The 22,022-nt window shown below is 37.4% G+C and carries 22 protein-coding genes; 20 read left to right on the top strand and 2 right to left on the bottom strand.

Annotated features, from left to right (window positions below):
* The first annotated feature begins 186 nt into the window (after positions 1–186).
* Together CIL05_RS08780 and CIL05_RS08785 are read left to right on the top strand one after the other, a co-directional pair.
* Entirely contained in the window at positions 187–549 is a 363-nt protein-coding gene (locus CIL05_RS08780) for an Asp23/Gls24 family envelope stress response protein (RefSeq protein WP_095655155.1), read from the top strand.
* Between the two features lie 75 nt (positions 550–624).
* Positions 625–2,289, top strand: a complete 1,665-nt coding sequence (locus CIL05_RS08785) for a DAK2 domain-containing protein (RefSeq protein ID WP_095655156.1) — start codon at positions 625–627, stop codon at positions 2,287–2,289.
* 251 nt (positions 2,290–2,540) lie between these two features.
* On the opposite strand, the gene CIL05_RS08790 is transcribed toward CIL05_RS08785, so the two are convergent.
* Complete coding sequence (locus CIL05_RS08790) at positions 2,541–3,824, bottom strand: NCS2 family permease (protein WP_095655157.1); 1,284 nt, start codon at positions 3,822–3,824, stop codon at positions 2,541–2,543.
* A gap of 176 nt (positions 3,825–4,000) precedes the next feature.
* Here CIL05_RS08790 and sdaAB point away from each other — a divergent pair, with 176 nt between their 5' ends.
* The 9 genes from sdaAB (at position 4,001) to rnc (ending at position 12,679) form a co-directional block, all read left to right on the top strand.
* On the top strand, positions 4,001–4,663 hold the full coding sequence (sdaAB, locus tag CIL05_RS08795) for an L-serine ammonia-lyase, iron-sulfur-dependent subunit beta (protein WP_095655158.1): 663 nt from the start codon (positions 4,001–4,003) through the stop codon (positions 4,661–4,663).
* Positions 4,664–4,692: 29 nt separating this feature from the next.
* Complete coding sequence (gene sdaAA, locus CIL05_RS08800) at positions 4,693–5,568, top strand: L-serine ammonia-lyase, iron-sulfur-dependent, subunit alpha (RefSeq protein WP_095655159.1); 876 nt, start codon at positions 4,693–4,695, stop codon at positions 5,566–5,568.
* Positions 5,569–5,598: 30 nt separating this feature from the next.
* A complete protein-coding gene (gene recG, locus CIL05_RS08805; RefSeq protein ID WP_095655160.1) occupies positions 5,599–7,632 on the top strand; it encodes an ATP-dependent DNA helicase RecG in 2,034 nt (677 codons plus the stop codon).
* A gap of 113 nt (positions 7,633–7,745) precedes the next feature.
* Positions 7,746–8,327, top strand: coding sequence for a transcription factor FapR (gene fapR, locus CIL05_RS08810; RefSeq protein WP_095655161.1), 582 nt, complete (start codon positions 7,746–7,748; stop codon positions 8,325–8,327).
* Positions 8,324–9,322 (top strand): phosphate acyltransferase PlsX, encoded by a 999-nt coding sequence (plsX, locus tag CIL05_RS08815; protein WP_095655162.1) that lies wholly within the window; start codon positions 8,324–8,326, stop codon positions 9,320–9,322. The genes fapR and plsX overlap by 4 nt, the downstream gene beginning before the upstream one ends.
* Before the next feature lie 7 nt (positions 9,323–9,329).
* Positions 9,330–10,268 (top strand): ACP S-malonyltransferase, encoded by a 939-nt coding sequence (fabD, locus tag CIL05_RS08820; RefSeq protein WP_095655163.1) that lies wholly within the window; start codon positions 9,330–9,332, stop codon positions 10,266–10,268.
* Positions 10,268–11,008, top strand: a complete 741-nt coding sequence (gene fabG, locus CIL05_RS08825) for a 3-oxoacyl-[acyl-carrier-protein] reductase (protein WP_095655164.1) — start codon at positions 10,268–10,270, stop codon at positions 11,006–11,008. The genes fabD and fabG overlap by 1 nt, the downstream gene beginning before the upstream one ends.
* A gap of 682 nt (positions 11,009–11,690) precedes the next feature.
* Entirely contained in the window at positions 11,691–11,927 is a 237-nt protein-coding gene (gene acpP / locus CIL05_RS08830; protein ID WP_095655291.1) for an acyl carrier protein, read from the top strand.
* A 68-nt stretch (positions 11,928–11,995) separates the two neighbouring features.
* Positions 11,996–12,679 (top strand): ribonuclease III, encoded by a 684-nt coding sequence (gene rnc, locus CIL05_RS08835; protein WP_095655165.1) that lies wholly within the window; start codon positions 11,996–11,998, stop codon positions 12,677–12,679.
* 47 nt (positions 12,680–12,726) lie between these two features.
* Here the strand turns inward: rnc and CIL05_RS08840 are convergent, their stop codons facing one another.
* A complete protein-coding gene (locus CIL05_RS08840) occupies positions 12,727–12,954 on the bottom strand; it encodes a DUF1128 family protein (RefSeq protein WP_095655166.1) in 228 nt (75 codons plus the stop codon).
* Positions 12,955–13,221: 267 nt separating this feature from the next.
* Between CIL05_RS08840 and smc the strand changes: the two genes are divergently transcribed.
* The 9 genes from smc (at position 13,222) to trmD (ending at position 21,994) form a co-directional block, all read left to right on the top strand.
* Positions 13,222–16,788 carry a chromosome segregation protein SMC gene (gene smc / locus CIL05_RS08845; protein ID WP_095655167.1) on the top strand — a complete coding sequence of 1,189 codons (3,567 nt, stop codon included), beginning with the start codon at positions 13,222–13,224 and terminating at the stop codon, positions 16,786–16,788.
* Positions 16,789–16,804: 16 nt separating this feature from the next.
* Positions 16,805–17,797: a signal recognition particle-docking protein FtsY gene (ftsY, locus tag CIL05_RS08850; RefSeq protein WP_095655168.1), complete on the top strand. Its 993-nt coding sequence runs from the start codon at positions 16,805–16,807 to the stop codon at positions 17,795–17,797.
* 83 nt (positions 17,798–17,880) lie between these two features.
* Positions 17,881–18,198 carry a putative DNA-binding protein gene (locus CIL05_RS08855; RefSeq protein ID WP_095655169.1) on the top strand — a complete coding sequence of 106 codons (318 nt, stop codon included), beginning with the start codon at positions 17,881–17,883 and terminating at the stop codon, positions 18,196–18,198.
* A gap of 13 nt (positions 18,199–18,211) precedes the next feature.
* On the top strand, positions 18,212–19,555 hold the full coding sequence (gene ffh, locus CIL05_RS08860; protein WP_095655170.1) for a signal recognition particle protein: 1,344 nt from the start codon (positions 18,212–18,214) through the stop codon (positions 19,553–19,555).
* Positions 19,556–19,744: 189 nt separating this feature from the next.
* Complete coding sequence (gene rpsP, locus CIL05_RS08865; RefSeq protein WP_095655171.1) at positions 19,745–20,014, top strand: 30S ribosomal protein S16; 270 nt, start codon at positions 19,745–19,747, stop codon at positions 20,012–20,014.
* A gap of 17 nt (positions 20,015–20,031) precedes the next feature.
* On the top strand, positions 20,032–20,259 hold the full coding sequence (locus CIL05_RS08870) for a KH domain-containing protein (RefSeq protein ID WP_095655172.1): 228 nt from the start codon (positions 20,032–20,034) through the stop codon (positions 20,257–20,259).
* Between the two features lie 80 nt (positions 20,260–20,339).
* Positions 20,340–20,729 carry a YlqD family protein gene (locus CIL05_RS08875; protein ID WP_095655173.1) on the top strand — a complete coding sequence of 130 codons (390 nt, stop codon included), beginning with the start codon at positions 20,340–20,342 and terminating at the stop codon, positions 20,727–20,729.
* A gap of 12 nt (positions 20,730–20,741) precedes the next feature.
* Positions 20,742–21,257 (top strand): ribosome maturation factor RimM, encoded by a 516-nt coding sequence (gene rimM, locus CIL05_RS08880; protein ID WP_095655174.1) that lies wholly within the window; start codon positions 20,742–20,744, stop codon positions 21,255–21,257.
* Positions 21,257–21,994 (top strand): tRNA (guanosine(37)-N1)-methyltransferase TrmD, encoded by a 738-nt coding sequence (gene trmD, locus CIL05_RS08885; RefSeq protein ID WP_095655175.1) that lies wholly within the window; start codon positions 21,257–21,259, stop codon positions 21,992–21,994. The genes rimM and trmD overlap by 1 nt, the downstream gene beginning before the upstream one ends.
* The last annotated feature ends 28 nt before the right edge of the window (positions 21,995–22,022 follow it).

The following is a 22,022-nucleotide window of genomic DNA, read 5'->3' on the forward strand; positions in this document are numbered from 1 at the left end:
ACCATAAGTCGTCAAGAAATGCAATATTTTTTTGATTTAGCATAAAGAAAAATTACTTGACAGATTAAAATAAATAATCCATTGTAATAAGGGGTATTTTTATACATAAATGTAAACCCCGCTTTAAAATTCGGTCTGCATGTAGTAGAATATGCTTATTAGAGTAGGTATTTAAGGAGGATTATTATGTCCATTGAACTTAATACAAATGATGGTCAGGTAACAATTACAAATGAAGTTATTGCAACAATTGCCGGTGGTGCAGCAGTAGAATGTTATGGTATTGTTGGAATGGCATCCAAAAGTCAAATTAAAGATGGTCTTGCAGAGATATTACGTAAGGAAAATTTTTCAAGAGGTGTTGTTGTTCGTCAGGAAGAGAATCATTTGCATATTGATATGTACATTATTGTAAGTTATGGAACAAAGATATCTGAAGTAGCACATAATGTACAATCACAGGTTAAATATACACTAAATCAATCGTTGGGATTGGCAATTGACTCAGTTAATATATATATTCAAGGAGTCCGAGTAGCAAAGGATTAAACTTTGCTTATTTGTTTTTAAAATGAAATTATACGATGTAATAATTTGCTTTTTGTTACAAGAGGAGGAAGTATAGTGACGGTACAAAAGTTGGATGGCATTACTTTTGCACAAATGGTGCGCTTTGGGGCACACCATTTAACGAACAATGCCAAAAAAATAGATGCATTAAATGTGTTCCCGGTCCCTGATGGAGACACAGGAACAAATATGAATTTATCAATGACTTCCGGTGCTGGAGAAGTAAAGAAGCTTAACACGAATGACATCTCTGAAGTTGCAAATTCCTTTGCCAAAGGTTTACTGATGGGTGCCAGAGGAAATTCGGGTGTTATTCTGTCCCAAATTTTCCGTGGTTTTGCGAGAGGGATGGAAAAGAAGCAAACAGTAACCGCAAAGGATTTGGCTACTGCATTTGATTTGGGTGTTGCTACAGCCTATAAAGCTGTAATGAAGCCAGTTGAAGGCACGATTTTAACTGTGGCAAAAGATGCTGCAAAAGAGGCTGTAAATCAAGCGAAAAAAGAAAAGGATGTAATCGCTTTAATGGAAATGGTTTTAGCAGAGGCTAAAGCTTCATTGAAGCGTACGCCGGATTTATTACCTGTGTTAAAAGAGGTTGGAGTAGTTGATTCTGGTGGGCAGGGTCTTGTTACGATTTACGAAGGTTTTCTGGCAGCCCTTAAGGGTGAGGAATTGCCAGAGGAAGCTTCCTCCGATATTGATATGGAAGATATGGTAAATGCAGAGCACCATAAAGCTACTCAGGATTTTATGGATACATCTGAAATTGAATTCGGTTATTGTACAGAATTCATGGTCAAATTTGAAGATGAAAAGATTACCGAAAATCCGTTCGATGAAGAAGCATTTCGTAATGAACTAAGTGAACATGGCGATTCTTTGTTAGTAGTTTCTGATGATGAAATTGTAAAAGTACATATCCATGCAGAATACCCTGGAACGTGTATGACGCTTGGTCAACGCTATGGTAGTCTGATCAACATGAAGATCGAAAATATGCGGGAACAGCATATAGCGATTGTTGGAGACAAACCAAAACAGGAAACACCAAAAGAAAAAGCTGAGTATGCCATTGTAACGGTTGCAATGGGTAGTGGTTTAACTGCTCTACTGAAAAGTCTCGGTGCTTCTGTTGTCATTGAGGGTGGACAGACTATGAACCCAAGTACTCAGGACATTACAGATGCTATAAAGTCAGCAAATGCTAAAAACATTTTAATTTTGCCAAACAATAAAAACATTATAATGGCTGCAGATCAAGCTGCCGAACTTGCAGAAGAAAATGTGCAGGTTGTACCGACGAAAACGATTCCACAAGGGATTAGTGCAATGCTTGCATTCCATCCGGAGGCCGATATTACTGTAAATAAAGAAGCCATGGATGAAGCTGGAAAACAAGTGAAAACCGGACAAGTTACATATGCTGTTCGCGATACACAAATTGATGGTATAACAATAGAAAATGGTAATTTTATGGGAATAGCTGATGGTAAAATTAAAGCAACCCATCATGAAAAGACGGAAACTGCAAAATTATTGCTTCAAGAAATGATCACTGAGGACGATGAAATCCTCACAATATTACAGGGTGAGGATGTAAAGAAAAAAGAAGTTGAAGAACTCGTGGGCTATATTGAAGAAACATACGAAGATATAGAAATTGAAGTACATCATGGAAATCAGCCTATTTATTCCTATATTTTTTCAGTGGAGTAAGAACAAAAGCGCAAGCGCCCGATTAGCGACGTACGGACTGGACTGAGCCGTAGGAGATAAAGGAAACACGATGACCGTAGGGAGTCGATGTTGACTTATCGTACGGAGGTGAGGGAAGTTTCGCTAGTCGCTGGGTGCTGGAGCTGGACGTGGCTATTCCGGGGAAACTGGAGTTATCTACAGCATTTAATTTTTAAAGCTCCTAAGTAATAATATAAATTAAAAAATTCGCCTCCTGAAAGGCGAATTTTTTATATTCCGGTGATTTTCATAATGAAATCAAATAGGAACAGTAATGAGATAATGACTAATGGTATTGGCAGCTCTTTATGTTTACCCAAAGCAATTTTCACGATTGGATAAGCAATAAACCCAAATGCCATTCCATCAGCAATGCTATAAGTGAAAGGAATCATAACCACAATTAAAAATGCAGGTAATGATTCTGATAAATCATCGATCGGGATGTGGCGAATACTTTGAGCCATGAGTACCCCTACAATGATTAATATAGGACTAATTGCTGAATTAGGTATCATTGAAATCCATGGAATAATAAAAATAGTAGCCAGAAACAATATACTTGCTGTTACCGCTGCTTTTCCTGTTTTACCTTTAGATGTGATAATAGCAGCATTTTCAGCGGCAGAAACTGTCGGTGATGTACCAAGAAAAGCACAGGTAAGTGTTGAAAGAGCAGTGACCTGATAGGCTTTACTATAGCTTTTACTTCTTTTTAGCATATGAAGCTGTCCATGTAATAACCCCATATTTTCAAATATGAGAATCATCGCAAGTGGAAAGATTGCCAGCCAAAATGACAGTTCATCAATTGCCGTAAATGAAGGGATAAATAAAACTTCATTAAAGCTAATATTCACAGCGTTATTACTAGTTTCCATTACGCCAAAAAGGTAGGCAAGAATGGTACCACTGATCATGGTAATCAGAAAGTTAGCAGGAATACTTCTCATAAATAAAAATATCGCAATGAATAATGTTAGTAAGCTTACAATAAAAGTTGGTGAAGTAAAGTCCCCAATTGCAATGATCGTATTTTCCCCACTTACGACCAATCCGCTTTTTTCCAAACCAATTAATATTAGAAAAAATCCCAAACCAACACTAATTGCGTGCTTTAATGAATTCGGTACCGTATCTCTCAGTAATATTCCCAATTTACTAAAGGCTGTAATTAAAAAGACTATAGCAGCGATTAAGACCACTGCAAGTCCTTCCTGAAAAGTTAATTGAGTACCTTCCACAATGGAATAAGCAAAAAGAGCATTGATTCCCATACCAGGAACCAGAATTAATGGCAGCCTGCCAAATATCCCCATCAGCAGTGTACCGAAAAAGCTTGCCAAAATAGTAGCAATCATACCACTTTCCAATGAAATTCCTGCTTCACTAAGTATAGACCCATTGACTACTACGATGTATACTGTAGTAAGATACCCAATTAATCCAGCAGTGACTTCCGTGCGGAAATTGCTTTCATTTTTGAGGATTGGTTGTTGTCTGTTATAAGGCATTTGATCTCCTCATAGTTGTTGCGTCCCTCTCCCACCCGATTATAAAAATGTTCAACATTCACTATTGTAAATGTGAACCACATACTGCGTGTATAATCCACAAATGATAATTATAGTAGTTTTTGTTATAATTTACAATAGAATAAAAATTATACGAAAATAGGCGGTGAATTGGTATGAAATATAATTCAGTTTTTGATATTATTGGTCCTGTTATGATTGGACCATCGAGTTCACATACTGCAGGTGCGGCACGAATCGGTAAGGCTGCACGAAATCTTTTTGGTGAACAGCCAAAATGGGCGAAGATTTATTTATATGAATCATTTGCCAAAACATATAAAGGACATGGAACTGATTTTGCTTTAGCTGGTGGATTGCTGGGCTTTGAAACGGATGATACAAGAATGAGCAAGGCACTAGAGATTGCTAAGGAAAATAATCTGCAAATTGAATTTATCGTAGACAGTGCAGCGGTTGATCATCCAAATACGGCACGTCTTGTTATCGGTAATGATACGGATTCTATTGAGTTAATTGGAATATCAATTGGTGGTGGTAAAGTGGAAATCACCGAATTAAATGGATTTGAATTACGGTTATCAGGTAACCATCCAGCTATATTAATTATGCATAATGACCGATATGGTGCCATTGCATCCATTACAAAAATTTTAGCAAGACACGAAATTAATATTGGACATATGGAAGTAAATCGGAAAGATGTTGGAAAAGAAGCATTAATGGTAATTGAAGTAGATCAAAATGTGGAAGATAGTATTTTAAAAGAGTTGGAAAACGCTGATCATATCAATCAAATCGCAAAACTTGTCAGCTAAACCAATATTAGGTGAGAGGAGCATTTCATATGTTTAGAACAGTGGCCGAATTAGTGGAATTGGCAGAAAAAGATAATCTATTAATATCCGAAGTTATGATACGTCAGGAAATGGATGTTAAAAATAGATCGCGTGAAGAAGTATATACGGAAATGGAAAAAAATCTGCAAGTCATGGAAGATGCTATAGAGGATGCATTAAAAGGAGTAGAGTCCGTAACTGGATTAACTGGTGGAGATGCTGTGTTAATCCAAAATTATATGAAGGAAAAAACACCATTATCAGGAAATCTTTTACTCGATGCAGTAAGTAAGGCGATGGGAACGAACGAGGTAAACGCAGCAATGGGCACAATTTGCGCAACACCGACTGCAGGTAGTGCAGGTGTAGTACCAGGAACTTTATTCTCAGTTAAAAATCAACTGAATCCAACCCGTGAACAAATGATCCGTTATTTATTTACTTCCGGTGCATTTGGATTTGTAGTTGCGAACAACGCTTTTATTTCCGGTGCTGCTGGTGGCTGTCAGGCTGAAGTAGGCTCAGCAGGCGCTATGGCCTCAGCAGCAATCGTGGAAATGGCAGGAGGTACTCCACAACAATCTGCAGAAGCTTTTGCAATGACATTGAAAAATATGCTTGGTTTAGTATGTGATCCGGTTGCGGGATTAGTGGAAGTACCTTGTGTAAAACGAAATGCAGCTGGTTCTTCTCTTGCGATTGTTTCAGCAGACATGGCACTGGCTGGGGTTACAAGCAGAATACCGTGTGATGAAGTAATCGGGGCGATGTACCGAATTGGCAAACAAATGCCCTCAGCACTTCGGGAAACGGGTGAAGGCGGACTTGCAGACACACCAACAGGACGTCTTTTAAAAGAAAAAATATTTGGTATGTCAGTATAATAGTAGAACCTCTAAGAAAGTGTGATTAGCATGCTAAGCGACCCAGTAACAGCAATAAAGGGTATAGGAGAAAAATTTGCCGAGGATTTAGCAACATTAAATATTTTTAATGTAGAAGATCTATTGAGTTATTTTCCATATCGATATGATGTATTTGAAATTAAGCCTCTAAGCGAATTAATTCACGATGATAAAGTAACCATTGAGGGAAGGGTTGTACATGAACCTTCCCTCGCTTTTTATGGAAAGAAAAAGTCAAGACTATCGTTTACGGTAGAGGTAGAAAACATTGCAGTAAAAGCAGTAATGTTTAATCGTGCTTTTGCAAAAAAACAGATTAATGCCGGAGATATTATTACATTAACGGGCAAATGGGATCTAAACCGCCTTCAAATTACGGTTAGCAAATATAAACTGGGACCTGCGGAAAGTCAGGCTGAGATTCAACCAATGTACTCTGTTAAAGGTGACATTAGTAATTTTAAACTAAAAAAAGTGATGCAAAATGCCATAAGAGATTATGCAGATGAAATAATTGAGTTTTTACCGGACAGATATTTAAGAGCTTATAAAATACCTGAGCGGAGAAAAGCTTTGATAACCATGCATTTTCCGGCAAATAGAATAGATTTAAAGCATGCACGCAGAAGGTTTACATATGAGGAATTTTTATTATTCCAGCTTAAAATGCAGTTACTCAGAAAAATCAAACGTGAAGCTACCGTGGGAAATGCACAAGTCTTTGATCAAGAAAAGATAAAGGAATTTATCGGCCTATTTCCATTTCCGTTAACAAAGGCTCAGGAAAAATCATTAAATCAAATTCTATCAGATATGAAATCCCCATATAGAATGAACAGACTCCTGCAAGGTGATGTTGGTTCAGGAAAAACAGCAGTTGCTTCGATTTGTCTGTATGCTTCGATTACTGCAGGAAAACAAGGAGCATTGATGGTGCCTACGGAAATTTTAGCGGAACAGCACTATCAATCATTAACGGAAACCTTTGGTGATAAAGCGAATATTGTGTTATTAACAGGATCAGTTAAAGGTAAAAAAAGAAAAGAAATGGTTTCTGCAATTGAAAATCATGAGGTTGATATTGTTATAGGGACACATGCGTTAATCCAGGATGATGTCTTTTTTAATGATCTAGGTTTTGTCATTGTTGATGAACAGCATCGTTTTGGTGTTGAACAAAGAAGGACATTACGGGATAAAGGTCTCAAGCCAGATGTCTTGTTTATGACAGCTACACCAATTCCACGTACATTGGCAATTACTGCTTTTGGTGACATGGATGTATCAGTAATTGATGAAATGCCTATGGGAAGAAAAGAAATAGAGACATATTGGACAAAGGAAAATACATTTGAACGTGTACTGCATTTCATTGAAAAACAAATTGCTTTAGGTGAACAGGCATATGTTATTTGTCCACTGATTGAAGAGTCTGACAAATTGGACATCCAAAATGCTGTGGATCTTTTCGATCAGCTACAGGAATATTATCCATCAGATGTCAACATTGGATTGATGCATGGTAGACTGCATGCTGACGATAAAGAAAATGTGATGAAGCAATTTGCAGGAAATGAAATTCAAATCCTTGTATCAACAACAGTTGTAGAGGTAGGGGTAAACGTTCCAAATGCAACGATTATGGTTATTTATGATGCAGAGAGATTTGGCCTGTCACAGCTCCACCAATTAAGAGGAAGAGTTGGAAGAGGGGATATGCAGAGCTACTGTATTTTAATTGCTGACCCCAAGAGTGAGGCAGGAAGAGAAAGAATGCGGATTATGACAGAGACTTCAAACGGCTTCGAGTTGTCTGAGCAGGATTTAAAATTGCGGGGGCCGGGAGATTTTTTTGGCAGGAAACAAAGTGGAGTTCCTGAATTTAAAGTTGCGGATATGATTCATGATTACAGAGCGTTGGAAACAGCACGCAAAGATGCCCAGGAAATAATCGAAACAAATCTGCTGGAGCAGGATGCAGCATTCTATCAATTGCAAAAGAAACTGGAAAATGATTCCGTATTAACAGATAAACTCGATTAAAAGGATTTCTTGCATAAATAAAGGTGGTATTATATATTACTATTAGTACCAAGTCTTAAAGTGAGCGAACAACATCATAAAATATTCGATTTAATCGTGTGGATGGTGCCTGGATGAAGAGAACAAAGGTAGAACGTCAACGTTTATTAAAAGAAACAATAGAACAAACACCTTTTATTACTGACGAAGAGCTTGCGAAAAAATTTTCTGTCAGTATACAAACCATTCGACTTGACCGGATGGAGCTTTCCATTCCTGAGTTGCGTGAACGTATAAAAAATGTAGCAAATAATCAATGGAATGAAACAGTTAAAGCATTGCCTTTGGATGAAGTGATTGGTGAAGTGATTGATTTGGAACTGGATATTCGTGCCATATCAATTTTAGATATTAGTCCAGATCTGGTTTTTTCCAGAAATAAAATAGCTCGTGGCCATCATTTGTTTGCCCAAGCAAATTCACTGGCAGTTGCAGTCATCAATGATGAGCTGGCCTTAACAGCTAAAACAGAGCTTAAGTTTACAAGACAGGTAATTGAAGGAGAACGAGTTGTAGCAAAAGCAACTGTAAAAGGAAAGAATGATAAAGGCCTAACGATTGTACAGGTGGATAGTTTTGTAGAAAATGAGATCGTATTTACAGGGTTATTTCATATGTATCAATCAAACGAACGTAAAGGGGAAAAAATCACATGAGATTAGCAATTGACGCCATGGGAGGCGATCATGCGCCAAAAGAAATTGTTCTTGGTGCAATGGATGCTATTTCCCAAATAGAAAATTTACATATTACTTTAATCGGTGATGAAAACAAAATAAAAGAATACTTAACGAATGAAAAAAATATTGATATTATCCATACAGATGTGGTAATTACAAGTGATGATGAGCCTGTACGTGCGGTACGTCGTAAAAAAAATGCATCACTTGTGTTAATGGCCCAGGAAGTAAAAGATAAGAAAGCAGATGCATGTATTTCGGCTGGAAATACCGGTGCATTAATGAGTGCCGGATTATTTGTTGTCGGAAGAATTCCAGGAATCGATCGTCCTGCATTAAGTCCTACACTTCCCACTATAGATGGTAATGGTTTTTTGCTACTGGATGTTGGTGCAAATGTGGATGCTAAACCAAATCATTTAGTTCAATATGCGGTCATGGGATCCATTTATGTAGAAAAAGTACGATCCATTAAAAACCCGACTGTAGGTCTCCTCAATGTAGGTACAGAAGATGGAAAAGGAAATGATCTTACTAGAAAAGCATTTCTGCAAATGAAAGAAGCACCAATTAATTTTATTGGAAATGTAGAAGCACGCGATATTTTAAGTGGTGCTGCTGATGTTGTTGTAACAGATGGCTTTAGTGGAAATGTGGCATTAAAAACAATTGAAGGAACGGCAATGACAATGTTTTCAATGCTAAAAGAAACATTTATGGCCTCAATGAAAACAAAGCTTGCTGCCGGGATGATAAAAAATGATTTAAAGGGTCTGAAGCGTAAATTAGATTACTCCGAGTATGGCGGAGCAGGTTTGTTTGGATTGTCTGCACCTGTTATTAAAGCACATGGATCCTCCAATCGAAGAGCTATCTTCAGTGCAATTAAACAAGCTTGTCATATGGTTGAACATAATGTAACAGATACAATTAAAACCACAGTTGAATCAATAGAATTTGAAAAGGAGTGATACTAACATGAAGAAGGTAGCCTTTATGTTTCCAGGACAAGGTTCGCAAGCAGTTGGAATGGGAAAGGAATTTCATGATTATTATTCAGATATTAAAGAGCTTTTCCAGGAGGCAAATACTGCCCTGGATAAAGATATAGCAAGGATAATGTTTGATGGTCCGAAAGAGGAATTAACGGAAACAGAAAACGCACAGCCGGCATTATTACTGACAAGTATAGCAATACATACATTGCTTTTAAAAGAAGAAATTCAACCAGTAATGACAATAGGACATAGTCTTGGTGAATATAGTGCATTGGTTGCAGCAGGATCAATCCCTTTGGACAGGGCATTACCCTTAGTAGCAATTCGCGGAAAGTTAATGGAAGAGGCATTTCCTGAAGGGCAAGGAACAATGGCTGCTGTTCTGGGTCTAAGTGAAGAAGAAATAGATAAAGCATTACAAAAAGTAACGGGAGAGATTGTCGATATTGCCAATTTAAATTGCCCTGGACAAATTGTTATTTCAGGATCTGTTAAAGGGATTGAACAGGCTACGGCTTTACTAAAAGAACATGGTGCAAAACGTGTTCTGCCACTTAATGTAAGTGGACCGTTTCATTCCAGGTTGATGAAATCTGCAAATGATCAATTTGGTGAATACCTAAATGAAGTAGATATTAAAAATGCAAGCATCCCTGTCTATGCCAATGCCTCCGCTTCACCGGTCAGGGAAAGTGAAAAAATAAAAGAACTTCTGCTCAAACAGTTATATTCTCCAGTCCGATTTGAAGAATCAATTCGACACATGATCGATGCAGGAGTTGATGCTTTTGTTGAAGTAGGAAACGGAAAGGTTTTATGTGGTTTATTAAAGAAAATTGATCGTAGTGTAAAAACATTTGCAGTACAGGATATTAACTCAATGAACGAATTTATTACATGGTATAAGGGGGATTCCTAATGTTAAAAGGCAAAAATGCTTTAGTAACAGGTGCATCACGTGGAATCGGACGATCAATTGCATTGGAATTAGCTGCACGAGGTGCGAATGTAGCAGTTAATTATGCTGGAAGTGAAGCAAAGGCACAGGCGGTTGTTGAAGAAATTGAACTATTGGGTGTAAAGGCTTTTAAAGTACAGGCAGATGTTGCCAATGAGACGAATGTGAAGGAAATGGTTAAGGAAGTAATCAGCCAATTTGGCAGTCTGGATATCCTTGTAAACAATGCCGGGGTTACTAGGGACAACCTGTTAATGCGAATGAAAGAAGAAGAATTTGATCAGGTCATTAACACAAATCTGAAAGGCGCTTTTGTCTGTACAAAAGCTGTTACAAGACAAATGATGAAACAAAAGTCCGGAAGAATCGTAAATGTAGCATCAATTGTTGGAGTAAGCGGAAACCCAGGACAGGCCAATTATGTTGCTGCTAAAGCCGGTGTTATTGGATTAACTAAATCTACTGCAAAAGAATTGGCGTCACGAAATATTCTAATTAACGCTGTTGCGCCTGGATTTATATCAACAGATATGACAGATGCATTAACAGATGAGCAGCAGAAAAGCATGCTGGCATTGATTCCGCTGGCTAAGCTTGGTGAACCCGAAGATGTGGCAAAAGTAGTTCGCTTCCTTGCATCCGAAGACGCAAATTACATAACAGGCCAAACAATTCACATTGACGGCGGAATGGTGATGTAGTAAAAAAATGCGTTGTCCACCAGTCGCCGGAGTTGAACAGAATGGCTGTTTTCGCATAGATTGGAACTGCGCACTGCTCGCCCCACCAAAAGACTTGTTGTTATCTGCTCCGTAGTCGATGTAAAGGACGACATAATTACTGTTTGCTAAAAGTATTTTCTAAAATTGCCGTTCGGGATCGCTTCGGGCGGATGCTTTCCGCGGGCACGGCCTCAGCCTCCTTGAGAAAACCACTCTGCGGGGTCTTCGGACACGTGCTGTTCCCGCAGGAGTCACCGCCCTTCTCTCACCCAAACTGGTGAGTTGGTTGATGTTTTGAATATTAAATACTAATGTAGTAAATTGGCGGAACCGAAGACACTAGCGGAAGAAATATACGAAGACTCCTGCGGGAGGAAAGGCATCGGTGAGACCCCACAGTGCGTAGCACGAGGAGGCTCACCAGCCGCCCGCGGAAAGCGAAGTATATTTCTGGAGCGATGATTACGTACCTTTCATCATCTGTAGTTACGTCGCACTTATAGAAACTGCGAAGAATTAAAAAAACAGTATTTTGGTGAGGCGAACGTAGTGCAGTCCCAAAGTTTATGAAAAGAGTCAACAGAAAAAAGCGAAAACAACTTCTTTTCTATAGGAATATTAATTAAAATCAACTATACTACTTGAAGGGAGGTGAAGTATGATGGCAGATGTGTTTGATCGTGTAAAAGCTATTATCATTGATCGTCTTGACGTAGAGGAATCAAAAGTAACAATGGAAGCATCTTTTAAAGATGATCTTGAAGCTGATTCACTGGACGTTGTTGAGCTTGTTATGGAGCTTGAGGATGAATTTGATATGGAAATTGCTGATGAAGAAGCAGAAAAAATAAATACTGTTGGTGATGCTGTGAATTACATAAACAGTACACAAGAATAGTTTAAAGTAAAGTCTCGCATCATGCGGGACTTTTAAGTATATTCTTTGAAGTAGAGGTGGCATTGTGCATGAATGTGACACAATTGGAAAAACAGCTTGATATTACATTTAAAAACCATACATTAATAAAACAGGCTTTTACACATTCATCTTATGTGAATGAGCATCGAAAAGAAGTGTTTTCGGATAATGAGCGATTGGAATTTCTGGGGGATGCCGTATTGGAATTAGGTGTTTCACAATATTTATATCGAAAAAACAAAACAATGCCTGAAGGAGAAATGACGAAATTACGTGCTTCGATTGTTTGTGAACCTTCACTGGTTAATTTTGCACGGGATCTTAACTTTGGAGATCATATTCTATTGGGAAAAGGTGAAGAACAAACAGGAGGACGTGATCGGCCGGCATTATTAGCTGATGTTTTCGAGGCGTTTCTTGGAGCATTATATCTTGATCATGGCTTTGATCAGGCACTTCATTTTTTAGAGCAACATGTTTTTCCGAAAATATCGACTGGTGCTTTTTCTCATGCGATGGATTATAAAAGCCAATTACAGGAATTAGTTCAACAATATAAAAATCAATCGATTGAGTATGAAATAGTGGATGAAAAAGGTCCTTCACATAATAAGGAATTTATAACCCATGTCATTATTAAAGGTGACGTAAAGGGAATTGGAGTGGGCCGAACAAAAAAGGAAGCAGAACAAAGAGCTGCAAAAAAAGCGCTGGATGAATTTAATAATTGATGATAAAGGCTGTAATTCCAAGAAGAATCACAGCCTTTTCCATCAGTCTATTTCGCTTTTCGTACTGCACGGAGTTCTTCAATAAAAGCCTGTGTTTCAGATGCGCTCAGCCGACCCTTTTGAGTAATCATATCATACATGAACTTCAAATCATCATATTTATCCAGGTCATAATCTTCCGGATCCATAATTGTTCGGTTAACTACATCTAATCGATCAGCTAACTCATTCAGTATAATCTCTAGATTTTCCTGTGACGGATATTCTAAATTCATTTCTGCACCCCTCCAAATTTTAAAAAATAAAGCAAAACTTAATGTGTCTATAGGTTCTGCACTTCTTTTGTTTTCTTCTTTATGATAAAATAAATGCGTTAAAAAGCCAAATTATATTTTAAAACAACCTCTATTATTTAGGTTGTGTTCGTATATTTTGATGCTCTTATGCGACCGTAGTTGAAACTTCACGTACCTAAGGGTGATTCGTGAATAAAAAATAATTAGAGAACTAGCTTAGGGAATAGGTTAATTAGGAGAATGTCTATGTATTTAAAACGGTTAGAAAGTGTTGGGTTTAAATCATTTGCTGAGCGGATTAAGGTCGAGTTTGTGCCAGGGGTAACAGCAGTGGTTGGTCCAAATGGGAGCGGGAAAAGTAATATAACCGATGCGATACGCTGGGTGCTTGGGGAGCAATCAGCCAAATCACTACGAGGTTCCAAAATGGAAGATATCATATTCCAAGGCAGTGATTCCAGAAAAGCTTTGAATGTTGCTGAAGTTACACTAGTACTGGATAATCACGATAGTAAACTGCCCCTTGATTATGCAGAAATTAGTGTAACAAGACGTGTTTATCGTTCAGGAGACAGTGAATTTTATATTAATAAACAGTCCTGCCGCCTGAAAGATATTATTGATTTATTTATGGACTCCGGACTTGGCCGGGAAGCTTTTTCAATTATAAGTCAAGGTAAAGTAGAGGAAATTTTAAGCTCAAAGGCGGAAGAAAGACGGACTATTTTTGAGGAAGCAGCTGGAGTTTTAAAATATAAACAACGTAAGAAAAAAGCTGAATATAAGCTTGCAGAAACACAGGAAAATTTAAATCGAGTGGAAGATATCATTCATGAAATTGAACAGCAAATAGATCCATTAAAAGAACAGGCAGAAACAGCAAAAAAATATCTGAAGTTAAGGGATCAATTAAAAGAAAATGAAATTTCCTATCTCATAAGCGAAATAGAAACAGTCCATAAACAATGGCAAACACTGTTAAATGAATTAGAAAAAGAAAAAATAGAGGAAATTAACCGCAAGACAGTAATTCAAAAAAAGGAAGCAGCCTTAGAAAATGAACGTGAGAATTTACTTAAGCTTGATACTTCAATTGAAACATTACAATCAAATTTATTAACAACTACACAGCAACTCGAAAAATATGAAGGAAAGAAGCAACTGCTCAATGAAAAGACCAAGCATTTTGCGGAAAATAAACAAAAACTTGAATCCGGTAAGCAAGATACAGCAGTTCGGATTGATCAATTACATGCCGAGCTTGTAAACGAAAAGAAACATTTAACTGATTTACTAGCACTTAAACTAAAAAATAAACAAAAAGTGGAAGAGCTGGAAAGTAAATTAACAACAGATCAGGAAAACATTGCCGGTACAATTGAAGAAATGAAATCGGAGTACATTGAATATCTAAATGAGCAGGCTGCCAAGCGAAATGAAAAACAATCAATTGATCAGCAATTACAGCAAATATCCGGCAGGAAAGACAGACAGGATGAAAAGTTTCAAGACCTGGTCGTGCAAAGAGAAGGATTAACTTATAAATTCAATGAAACCAAATCAGGTTTTTTATCCAAACAAAGAAGATACGCTGAAAAAGAATCATTGATTAAACAGCTAAAACAGAAGCTTGAACAAGAGCGAAGCCAATTTCAGGAATCACAAACGAAACTATACCAAGGCTATCAATATATTGAAAAACTAAAATCCAGAAAAGAAATGCTTGAAGAGATGAAAGAAGATTTTCAAGGATTCTTTTTTGGTGTAAAAGCTGTACTGAAAGCTCGTGAGGAAAGTAAATTGCAGCAAATTCATGGTGCAATAATTGAACTTATTGATGTTCCAAAAGAATACATTACGGCAATAGAAATGGTACTTGGTGGACAAGCACAGCATATTGTTGTTACAGATGATCAAGCTGCACGAAATGCAATAGCATGGCTGAAGAAAACGAATAACGGACGTGCAACATTCCTGCCTCTGTCTTCTATCCAGGAACGGTTTATTATGAATAATGTTTTAGCTAAAATTGACAAACATGCTGGATTTGTTGGTATTGCTTCCAATTTAGTTGGAACTAAGGATTCATTTCAAAAAGCAGTTAATCATTTAATGGGTCATGTCGTCATAGCAAAAACTTTAAAAGATGCCAATGAAATTGCGAGCCTTGTTATGAGAAAATACCGTATTGTAACACTCGACGGTGACATTGTTAATCCGGGTGGTTCTATGTCCGGTGGAGCCGGTAAGAAGAAAAATCAGTCCCTATTTACGAGAGATAAGGATTTGCAGGAAATAACGGAAAAGCTGCAGGATTTTGAGAGAAGAACTAATGCCTTTGAACAAAAGGTTGACCATCAAAAACAACAAATTTCTCTAATAGAAGAAAAGCTGGATCAGGAGGAAGAATCGTTAAGTTCCTGGCAGCAATCACTTCAGGAATTACGCTCAAGCTATAAAGAATTAGAAATGAAATTAGCATCAGTCAACGACAATCTTTCTATATATGATCAGGACAAACAGCAATTTAATCAGGATAGTGAAGAATTAAAGCATCGTGATAAGGCATTGACACTGGAGTTAAAAGAACTAAGTCAGAAGCTTGCATCAATCGAGAAAAAAATCAATATACTAACAAATCAGGAAACAGAATTTAAAGAGAATCAGGACCAATTGCAACAAGAGCTGCACACGAATCAAGTCTCTCTTGCAGAACTTGAAGAACGAGTGAAAAACCAACAAGGGAAAACAAATACTATCAAGCTTCAGCTAACAGAATTACAGGAACAATATGATAGCTATACTAGTGATTTAGAAGATTTAATCACATTCAATCGATCAAAGGAAACTGAAGAGGATATTGATCACTTCATTGAAACAAAAAGGATTGGAAAATCAGAATTAATGAACTCTATCCAAACCAAACGTTCTGAAAGATCAGAGCGGACACAGCTGTTGCAGGATCGTGAAAGAGAGTTAAAAGAAGAAAATAAACAGCATCAACTATTTATACAAGCAATCCAGGAAAAGGATGTTAAAGCAAATCGTCTGGATGTTGAACTGGAGAATTGGTTGACACTCCTGCAGAACGACTATACGATCACGTTTGAGAAAGCAAAACAAACCTATAAAAAAGCTGATAATCCAGAAGAAACAAAGGCAATTGTGAAGCAACTGAAACAAAGTATTGAGCAACTGGGAGCAGTTAATTTAGGTGCAATTGATGAGTATGATCGTGTATCTGAACGGTATACATTTTTAACTGTCCAAAGAAATGATCTGGTCGAAGCAAAACAAACATTATATGCTGTTATTGCTGAAATGGATGAAGAAATGCAAAAACGATTTGATATTACTTTTACTCAAATCAAGGAAGAATTCGCTGTTGTTTTCAAGGAGTTATTTGGTGGAGGTCATGCCGAGTTAAAGTTAACGGATCCTAAAAATTTATTGGATACAGGTGTGGAAATTATTGCACAGCCTCCCGGGAAAAAACTGCAGCACCTTGGGCTATTGTCCGGTGGGGAACGTGCATTGACAGCAATTGCCTTGCTGTTTTCTATATTACGAGTTAGGCCTGTACCTTTTTGTGTGCTGGACGAAGTAGAAGCAGCCCTTGACGAGGCAAATGTGGTGAGGTTTGCAAAATATGTAAAACTCTATAGTAAACACACACAATTTATTGTGATCACCCACAGAAAGGGTACAATGGAAGAGGCAGATGTTTTATATGGAGTTACTATGCAGGAATCAGGGGTGTCACGACTGGTTTCTGTCCGTCTGGAAGAAACAAAAGAGTTAATTCAAACTTAAGGAGGAAATACGAGAAATGAGTTTCATGCAAAAGCTGAAAAACAAATTTAAGCAAAATGAAGAAACAGAAGAAGTTTCCGAAAAATATAAAGAAGGTATGAAAAAAACAAGAAATTCATTTTCAGGAAGAATAAATGATTTAATCGCTAAATATCGTAAAGTGGATGAAGATTTTTTTGAAGAACTGGAAGAAGTTCTTATATCGGCAGATGTTGGTGTCATGACAGTTATGGATTTAATTGATGAGTTAAAAATGGAAGTGAAACGCCAAAACATAAAGGATACAAAAGAAGTTAAAGATGTTATTTCAGAAAAACTTGTCGAAATTTATTATGGCGATGATGACGAAAAAGTAGAGAAATTAAATATTCAGGAAAACCAGTTGTCTGTTATTTTAGTTGTTGGTGTAAATGGGGTTGGAAAAACAACATCAATTGGTAAATTGGCACATCAATTAAAACAGCAGGGAAAAAATGTAGTTTTAGCTGCTGGTGACACTTTCCGTGCAGGAGCAATAGAACAGTTGGAAGTATGGGGAGAGCGGGCAGAAGTTGATGTTATTAAGCAAAGTGCCGGCAGTGATCCTGCTGCAGTTATTTTTGATGGGATAAAAGCGGCTAAATCACGAAATGCAGATGTATTAATATGTGATACGGCAGGAAGATTGCAGAATAAAGTTAATTTAATGAATGAGCTGGCTAAAGTGAAACGGATTATTGAGCGTGAGATACCTGGAGCCCCACATGAGGTATTACTGGTATTAGATGCAACAACTGGCCAGAACGCATTAAACCAAGCTAAAACCTTTTCAGAAGCAACAAACGTTTCGGGAATTGTTTTAACAAAGTTGGATGGAACTGCCAAAGGTGGAATTGTTTTGGCAATTCGTAATGGATTAAACATACCTGTGAAATTTGTGGGTTTAGGGGAACAGGTTGGAGACTTAAGGGAATTCAACGCACATGCCTTTGTATATGGGCTTTTTGCTGACATGCTGGAAGGAGAATAACTGGCTGAAGGCACTTGACAGTAAAGCTTCTTATTCGTTATCATGGATTGTAAAGGTGTTTCACTTAACAAGGGGTGTGGAGATTGCTTACGAAGACGACACGTATTAATTTTTTATTTGATTTTTATCAGGCATTGTTAACACCCAAACAACGAAATTACATGGAAATGTATTATTTGGAGGATTATTCACTAGGCGAAATTTCTGAACTGCTTCAGGTTTCAAGACAAGCTGTGTATGATAATATTAAAAGAACGGAAGCAATGCTTGAATCCTATGAGGGAAAATTACATTTATATGGAAAATTTGAACAAAGAGTTAAGCTTATGGAGCAAATTGAAAAAACAGTGACAGATAATGAAGTACTGAAAATGATAAATCAACTAAAAGAATTGGATTAGGGGGACACCTTCTATGGCATTTGAAGGATTGGCCGACCGCCTGCAAAGTACGATTAAGAAAATCACAGGCAAAGGGAAAGTTTCGGAGCAAGATGTAAAAGAAATGACCCGTGAAGTGCGACTTGCACTGTTGGAAGCTGATGTAAATTTTAAAGTAGTTAAAGATTTGATTAACCGAATTAAAGAACGGGCTGTTGGTCAGGAAGTAATGGAAAGCTTAACGCCGGGTCAACAGGTCATCAAAGTAGTTAAAGAGGAATTAACAACATTAATGGGTGGAGAGCATAGCAAAATTGCTGTCAGCGATCGCCCGCCGACTGTCATTATGATGGTAGGTCTGCAAGGGGCAGGTAAAACAACAACTACAGGAAAACTGGCAAATCATCTCAGAAAGAAACAAAATCGTTCCCCACTGCTTGTTGCATGTGATATTTATCGTCCAGCAGCAATCCAGCAATTGGAAACGCTAGGCGAACAACTCAGTATGCCGGTATTTTCAATGGGAACAGAGGCAAACCCTGTTGATATTGCAACAAAAGCAATAGAGCAAGCGAAAGAAGAACATAATGATTATGTCATTATAGATACAGCTGGTCGACTTCATGTTGATAATGAATTAATGGATGAACTACAGCAAATTAAATCCAAGGTTAAACCTGATGAAATTTTTCTAGTAGTTGATGCGATGACAGGTCAGGATGCGGTTAATGTTGCGGATAGCTTTAATGACCAACTGGATATTTCCGGCGTCGTATTAACAAAACTGGATGGTGATACACGTGGTGGTGCAGCTTTATCCATTAAAGCTGTAACGGATAAGCCAATTAAATTTGCAGGGATGGGTGAAAAGCTGGATGAACTGGAAGCCTTCCATCCTGAACGTATGGCCTCACGAATTCTTGGCATGGGCGACGTGTTATCATTAATTGAAAAAGCCCAAACAAATGTAGATGAAAAGCAGGCAAAAGCACTTGAAGAAAAAATGCGTACCATGTCATTTACCTTTGATGACTTTTTGGAACAAATGGGACAGGTAAAGAACATGGGGCCATTAGATGATTTAATGGCAATGATCCCTGGAGCCAATAAGATGAAAGGGCTAAAAAATGCCCAATTGGATGAAAAACAGCTTGTCCATGTAGAAGCAATTATTCAATCAATGACAAAAAAAGAAAGACATGAGCCGAGTATTATGAATGCAAGCCGTAAAAAACGGATTGCAAAAGGCTCTGGTACATCTGTTTCACAAGTGAATCGGTTGTTAAAGCAATTCGAGGAAATGAAGAAAATGATGAAGCAAATGACCAACATGCAAAAAGGTAAAAAAGGAAAAGGTATGAACTTTCCATTTATGTAAGAATTTATTTTAATCGTTGTAATGTAAAAACACTTTACAGACCTACAAGTTTCTGATAGAATCTAAACTTGGCAGGTAGGAAAGTATAAAACGTTTCCTATCTGCATAAGGGCAACTAAGACATTCGCCCAACCTAAAGCGAATGACAAGTTTTCTAATGTAAAACATTTTTATTGGAGGTGCAAAATAATGGCTGTTAAAATTCGTATGAAACGTATGGGATCTAAAAGAAATCCATTTTATCGTATTGTTGTAGCTGATTCACGTTCTCCTCGTGACGGACGTCAAATCGAACAAATCGGAACATATAACCCGGTATCTAACCCGGTTGAAGTTAAGATCGATGAAGAAAAAGCACTTAGCTGGATGACAAACGGTGCAAAACCAAGTGATACAGTTCGCAATCTTTTTTCAAAAGAAGGCATCATGAAGAAATTCCACGACCAGAAAAATCAATAGTAAAGTAGTGTGATATCATGAAAGCCCTGATTGAATCTATTGTTACGTCTTTAGTTGATCACCCGGAAGACATCGTTGTAGCTAAAACAGAAGAGGAAACAAAAATTGTTTATCATCTAACTGTTAATCAGGAAGATGTCGGAAAGGTAATTGGTAAAAACGGACGTATAGCAAAAGCAATCCGTACAGTTGTTTATGCAGCTAAGACGGATGCGAAAAAGCGTATTTATTTGGATATTATGTAAAGGGAAAGGGGATACCTTTCCCTTTTTACACATCTCTGGAATAAATAATAGAAGACGTTTTTGTGAGAGTGAGGAAGAAAATGGAAATTATTAAAAAGGTCCTGATCAAACAAATTGTCACAGAGAAAAGTAAAGAAAAAATACATGAAAATTTTTATAATCATAAAATGCGACTTGAACAAGAGTGTCAACAACTTCTGTTTGAACAACGGAAGCTGCAAAATAAAACAGGTGTCTCCAAACAAGAGGTAGCACATCGTTTTGGGCAGGAAATCAATAATCGAAAAGAAAAAATAAAGCTGGTTGAGTTTAAGATTGAGCAATTGGACATGCTGGAAATGGGTAGTGAGATTACCGAAAAAGAAGTTGAGGCTCTTGTTGAGGTTTCTGAAGGATCGCATTGGAATGAAATTATGGGGGAACAGGCGATTGTCATTGAAGATGATGTCGTTATTCGAATAGATAAATAGCAGGTGATTAAAATGACCGAAAAGTTGTTTAACATAGGTAAAATTGTAAATACACATGGTATACGTGGTGAAGTAAAAGTTTTACGAATTAGTGATTTTGAAGAACGGTTTGCTGTTGGAGAAACTGTTTATATTGTAAAAGATAAGAATCAACCGGTTAAACTGCTAATTGATGCACATCGTTCACATAAAGGGTTTGATCTAATTCGGTTTGAAGGCTATCACACTATTAATGATGTAGAACATTTTAAAGAAGCGCAATTGAAAATATCCGAGGAACAGCTTACTGAATTAGATGAGAATGAATTCTATTACCATGAAATAATCGGATGTGAAGTTTTTACGAATAATAAAGAAAAATTAGGAACCATAAAAGAAATATTATCACCTGGAGCAAATGACGTATGGGTGATAAAACCATTAAAAGGGAAAGACATACTCATTCCTTATATCGGGGAAATTGTTAAAGAAATAGATGTGGAAGGCAAAAGAATTGTCATTGAACCAATGGAAGGACTGTTAGACTAATGCATATTGATGTACTGACACTATTTCCAGAAATGATATCAGGTGCTTTTAATTCCTCGATTATAAAAAAAGCTCATGAAAAGGAAAAATTTAGTTATAATCTGGTGAATTTCCGCGAGTATGCTGATAATAAACATCAAAAGGTAGATGATTATCCGTATGGTGGCGGGGCGGGAATGGTGCTGACTCCACAGCCTGTTTTCGATGCGGTAGAAGCAGTCACGAAAGAAAAGGCATTAAATCCACGTATCATTCTTATGTGTCCACAGGGAGAGCCATATAATCAGAAAAAAGCAGAAGAGCTGGCTAAAGAGGATCATCTTGTGTTTATTTGTGGCCATTATGAGGGCTATGATGAGCGGATCAGGGAACATCTTGTTACAGATGAAATTTCAATTGGGGATTTTGTTTTAACTGGTGGTGAGCTCGGTGCAATGGTAGTTGTTGATAGTGTTGTACGTTTATTACCAGATGTACTTGGAAACGAAGAATCCGCACCGGAAGATTCATTTTCCACCGGATTATTGGAGCATCCGCACTACACCAGGCCTTCTGATTTTCGAGGAATGAAAGTCCCCGAAGTGTTGTTGTCCGGACATCATGCAAATATAGTAGGATGGCGAAAAATAGAATCATTAAAACGAACCTATGAACGAAGGAAAGATTTGTTGGATTTACAAACGCTATCTGATGAGGATCAAAAGATATTGAATGAATTTAAAAATAAAAATATCTAACTTTACATTTAAAAACAGTTGAACTTAT

The organism is Virgibacillus profundi, assembly GCF_002287375.1.
Lineage (GTDB): Bacteria > Bacillota > Bacilli > Bacillales > Amphibacillaceae > Virgibacillus_K > Virgibacillus_K profundi.

Excerpts from the sequence above, each read along its gene's own strand:
- CIL05_RS08780 (WP_095655155.1), top strand. The coding sequence starts at position 187 with ATGTCCATTGAACTTAATACAAATGATGGTCAGGTAACAATTACAAAT.
- CIL05_RS08790 (WP_095655157.1), bottom strand. The coding sequence starts at position 3,824 with ATGCCTTATAACAGACAACAACCAATCCTCAAAAATGAAAGCAATTTC.
- sdaAB (WP_095655158.1), top strand. The coding sequence starts at position 4,001 with ATGAAATATAATTCAGTTTTTGATATTATTGGTCCTGTTATGATTGGA.
- sdaAA (WP_095655159.1), top strand. The coding sequence starts at position 4,693 with ATGTTTAGAACAGTGGCCGAATTAGTGGAATTGGCAGAAAAAGATAAT.
- recG (WP_095655160.1), top strand. The coding sequence starts at position 5,599 with ATGCTAAGCGACCCAGTAACAGCAATAAAGGGTATAGGAGAAAAATTT.
- fapR (WP_095655161.1), top strand. The coding sequence starts at position 7,746 with ATGAAGAGAACAAAGGTAGAACGTCAACGTTTATTAAAAGAAACAATA.
- plsX (WP_095655162.1), top strand. The coding sequence starts at position 8,324 with ATGAGATTAGCAATTGACGCCATGGGAGGCGATCATGCGCCAAAAGAA.
- fabD (WP_095655163.1), top strand. The coding sequence starts at position 9,330 with ATGAAGAAGGTAGCCTTTATGTTTCCAGGACAAGGTTCGCAAGCAGTT.
- fabG (WP_095655164.1), top strand. The coding sequence starts at position 10,268 with ATGTTAAAAGGCAAAAATGCTTTAGTAACAGGTGCATCACGTGGAATC.
- acpP (WP_095655291.1), top strand. The coding sequence starts at position 11,691 with ATGGCAGATGTGTTTGATCGTGTAAAAGCTATTATCATTGATCGTCTT.
- rnc (WP_095655165.1), top strand. The coding sequence starts at position 11,996 with ATGAATGTGACACAATTGGAAAAACAGCTTGATATTACATTTAAAAAC.
- CIL05_RS08840 (WP_095655166.1), bottom strand. The coding sequence starts at position 12,954 with ATGAATTTAGAATATCCGTCACAGGAAAATCTAGAGATTATACTGAAT.
- smc (WP_095655167.1), top strand. The coding sequence starts at position 13,222 with ATGTATTTAAAACGGTTAGAAAGTGTTGGGTTTAAATCATTTGCTGAG.
- ftsY (WP_095655168.1), top strand. The coding sequence starts at position 16,805 with ATGAGTTTCATGCAAAAGCTGAAAAACAAATTTAAGCAAAATGAAGAA.
- ffh (WP_095655170.1), top strand. The coding sequence starts at position 18,212 with ATGGCATTTGAAGGATTGGCCGACCGCCTGCAAAGTACGATTAAGAAA.
- rpsP (WP_095655171.1), top strand. The coding sequence starts at position 19,745 with ATGGCTGTTAAAATTCGTATGAAACGTATGGGATCTAAAAGAAATCCA.
- CIL05_RS08870 (WP_095655172.1), top strand. The coding sequence starts at position 20,032 with ATGAAAGCCCTGATTGAATCTATTGTTACGTCTTTAGTTGATCACCCG.
- CIL05_RS08875 (WP_095655173.1), top strand. The coding sequence starts at position 20,340 with ATGGAAATTATTAAAAAGGTCCTGATCAAACAAATTGTCACAGAGAAA.
- rimM (WP_095655174.1), top strand. The coding sequence starts at position 20,742 with ATGACCGAAAAGTTGTTTAACATAGGTAAAATTGTAAATACACATGGT.
- trmD (WP_095655175.1), top strand. The coding sequence starts at position 21,257 with ATGCATATTGATGTACTGACACTATTTCCAGAAATGATATCAGGTGCT.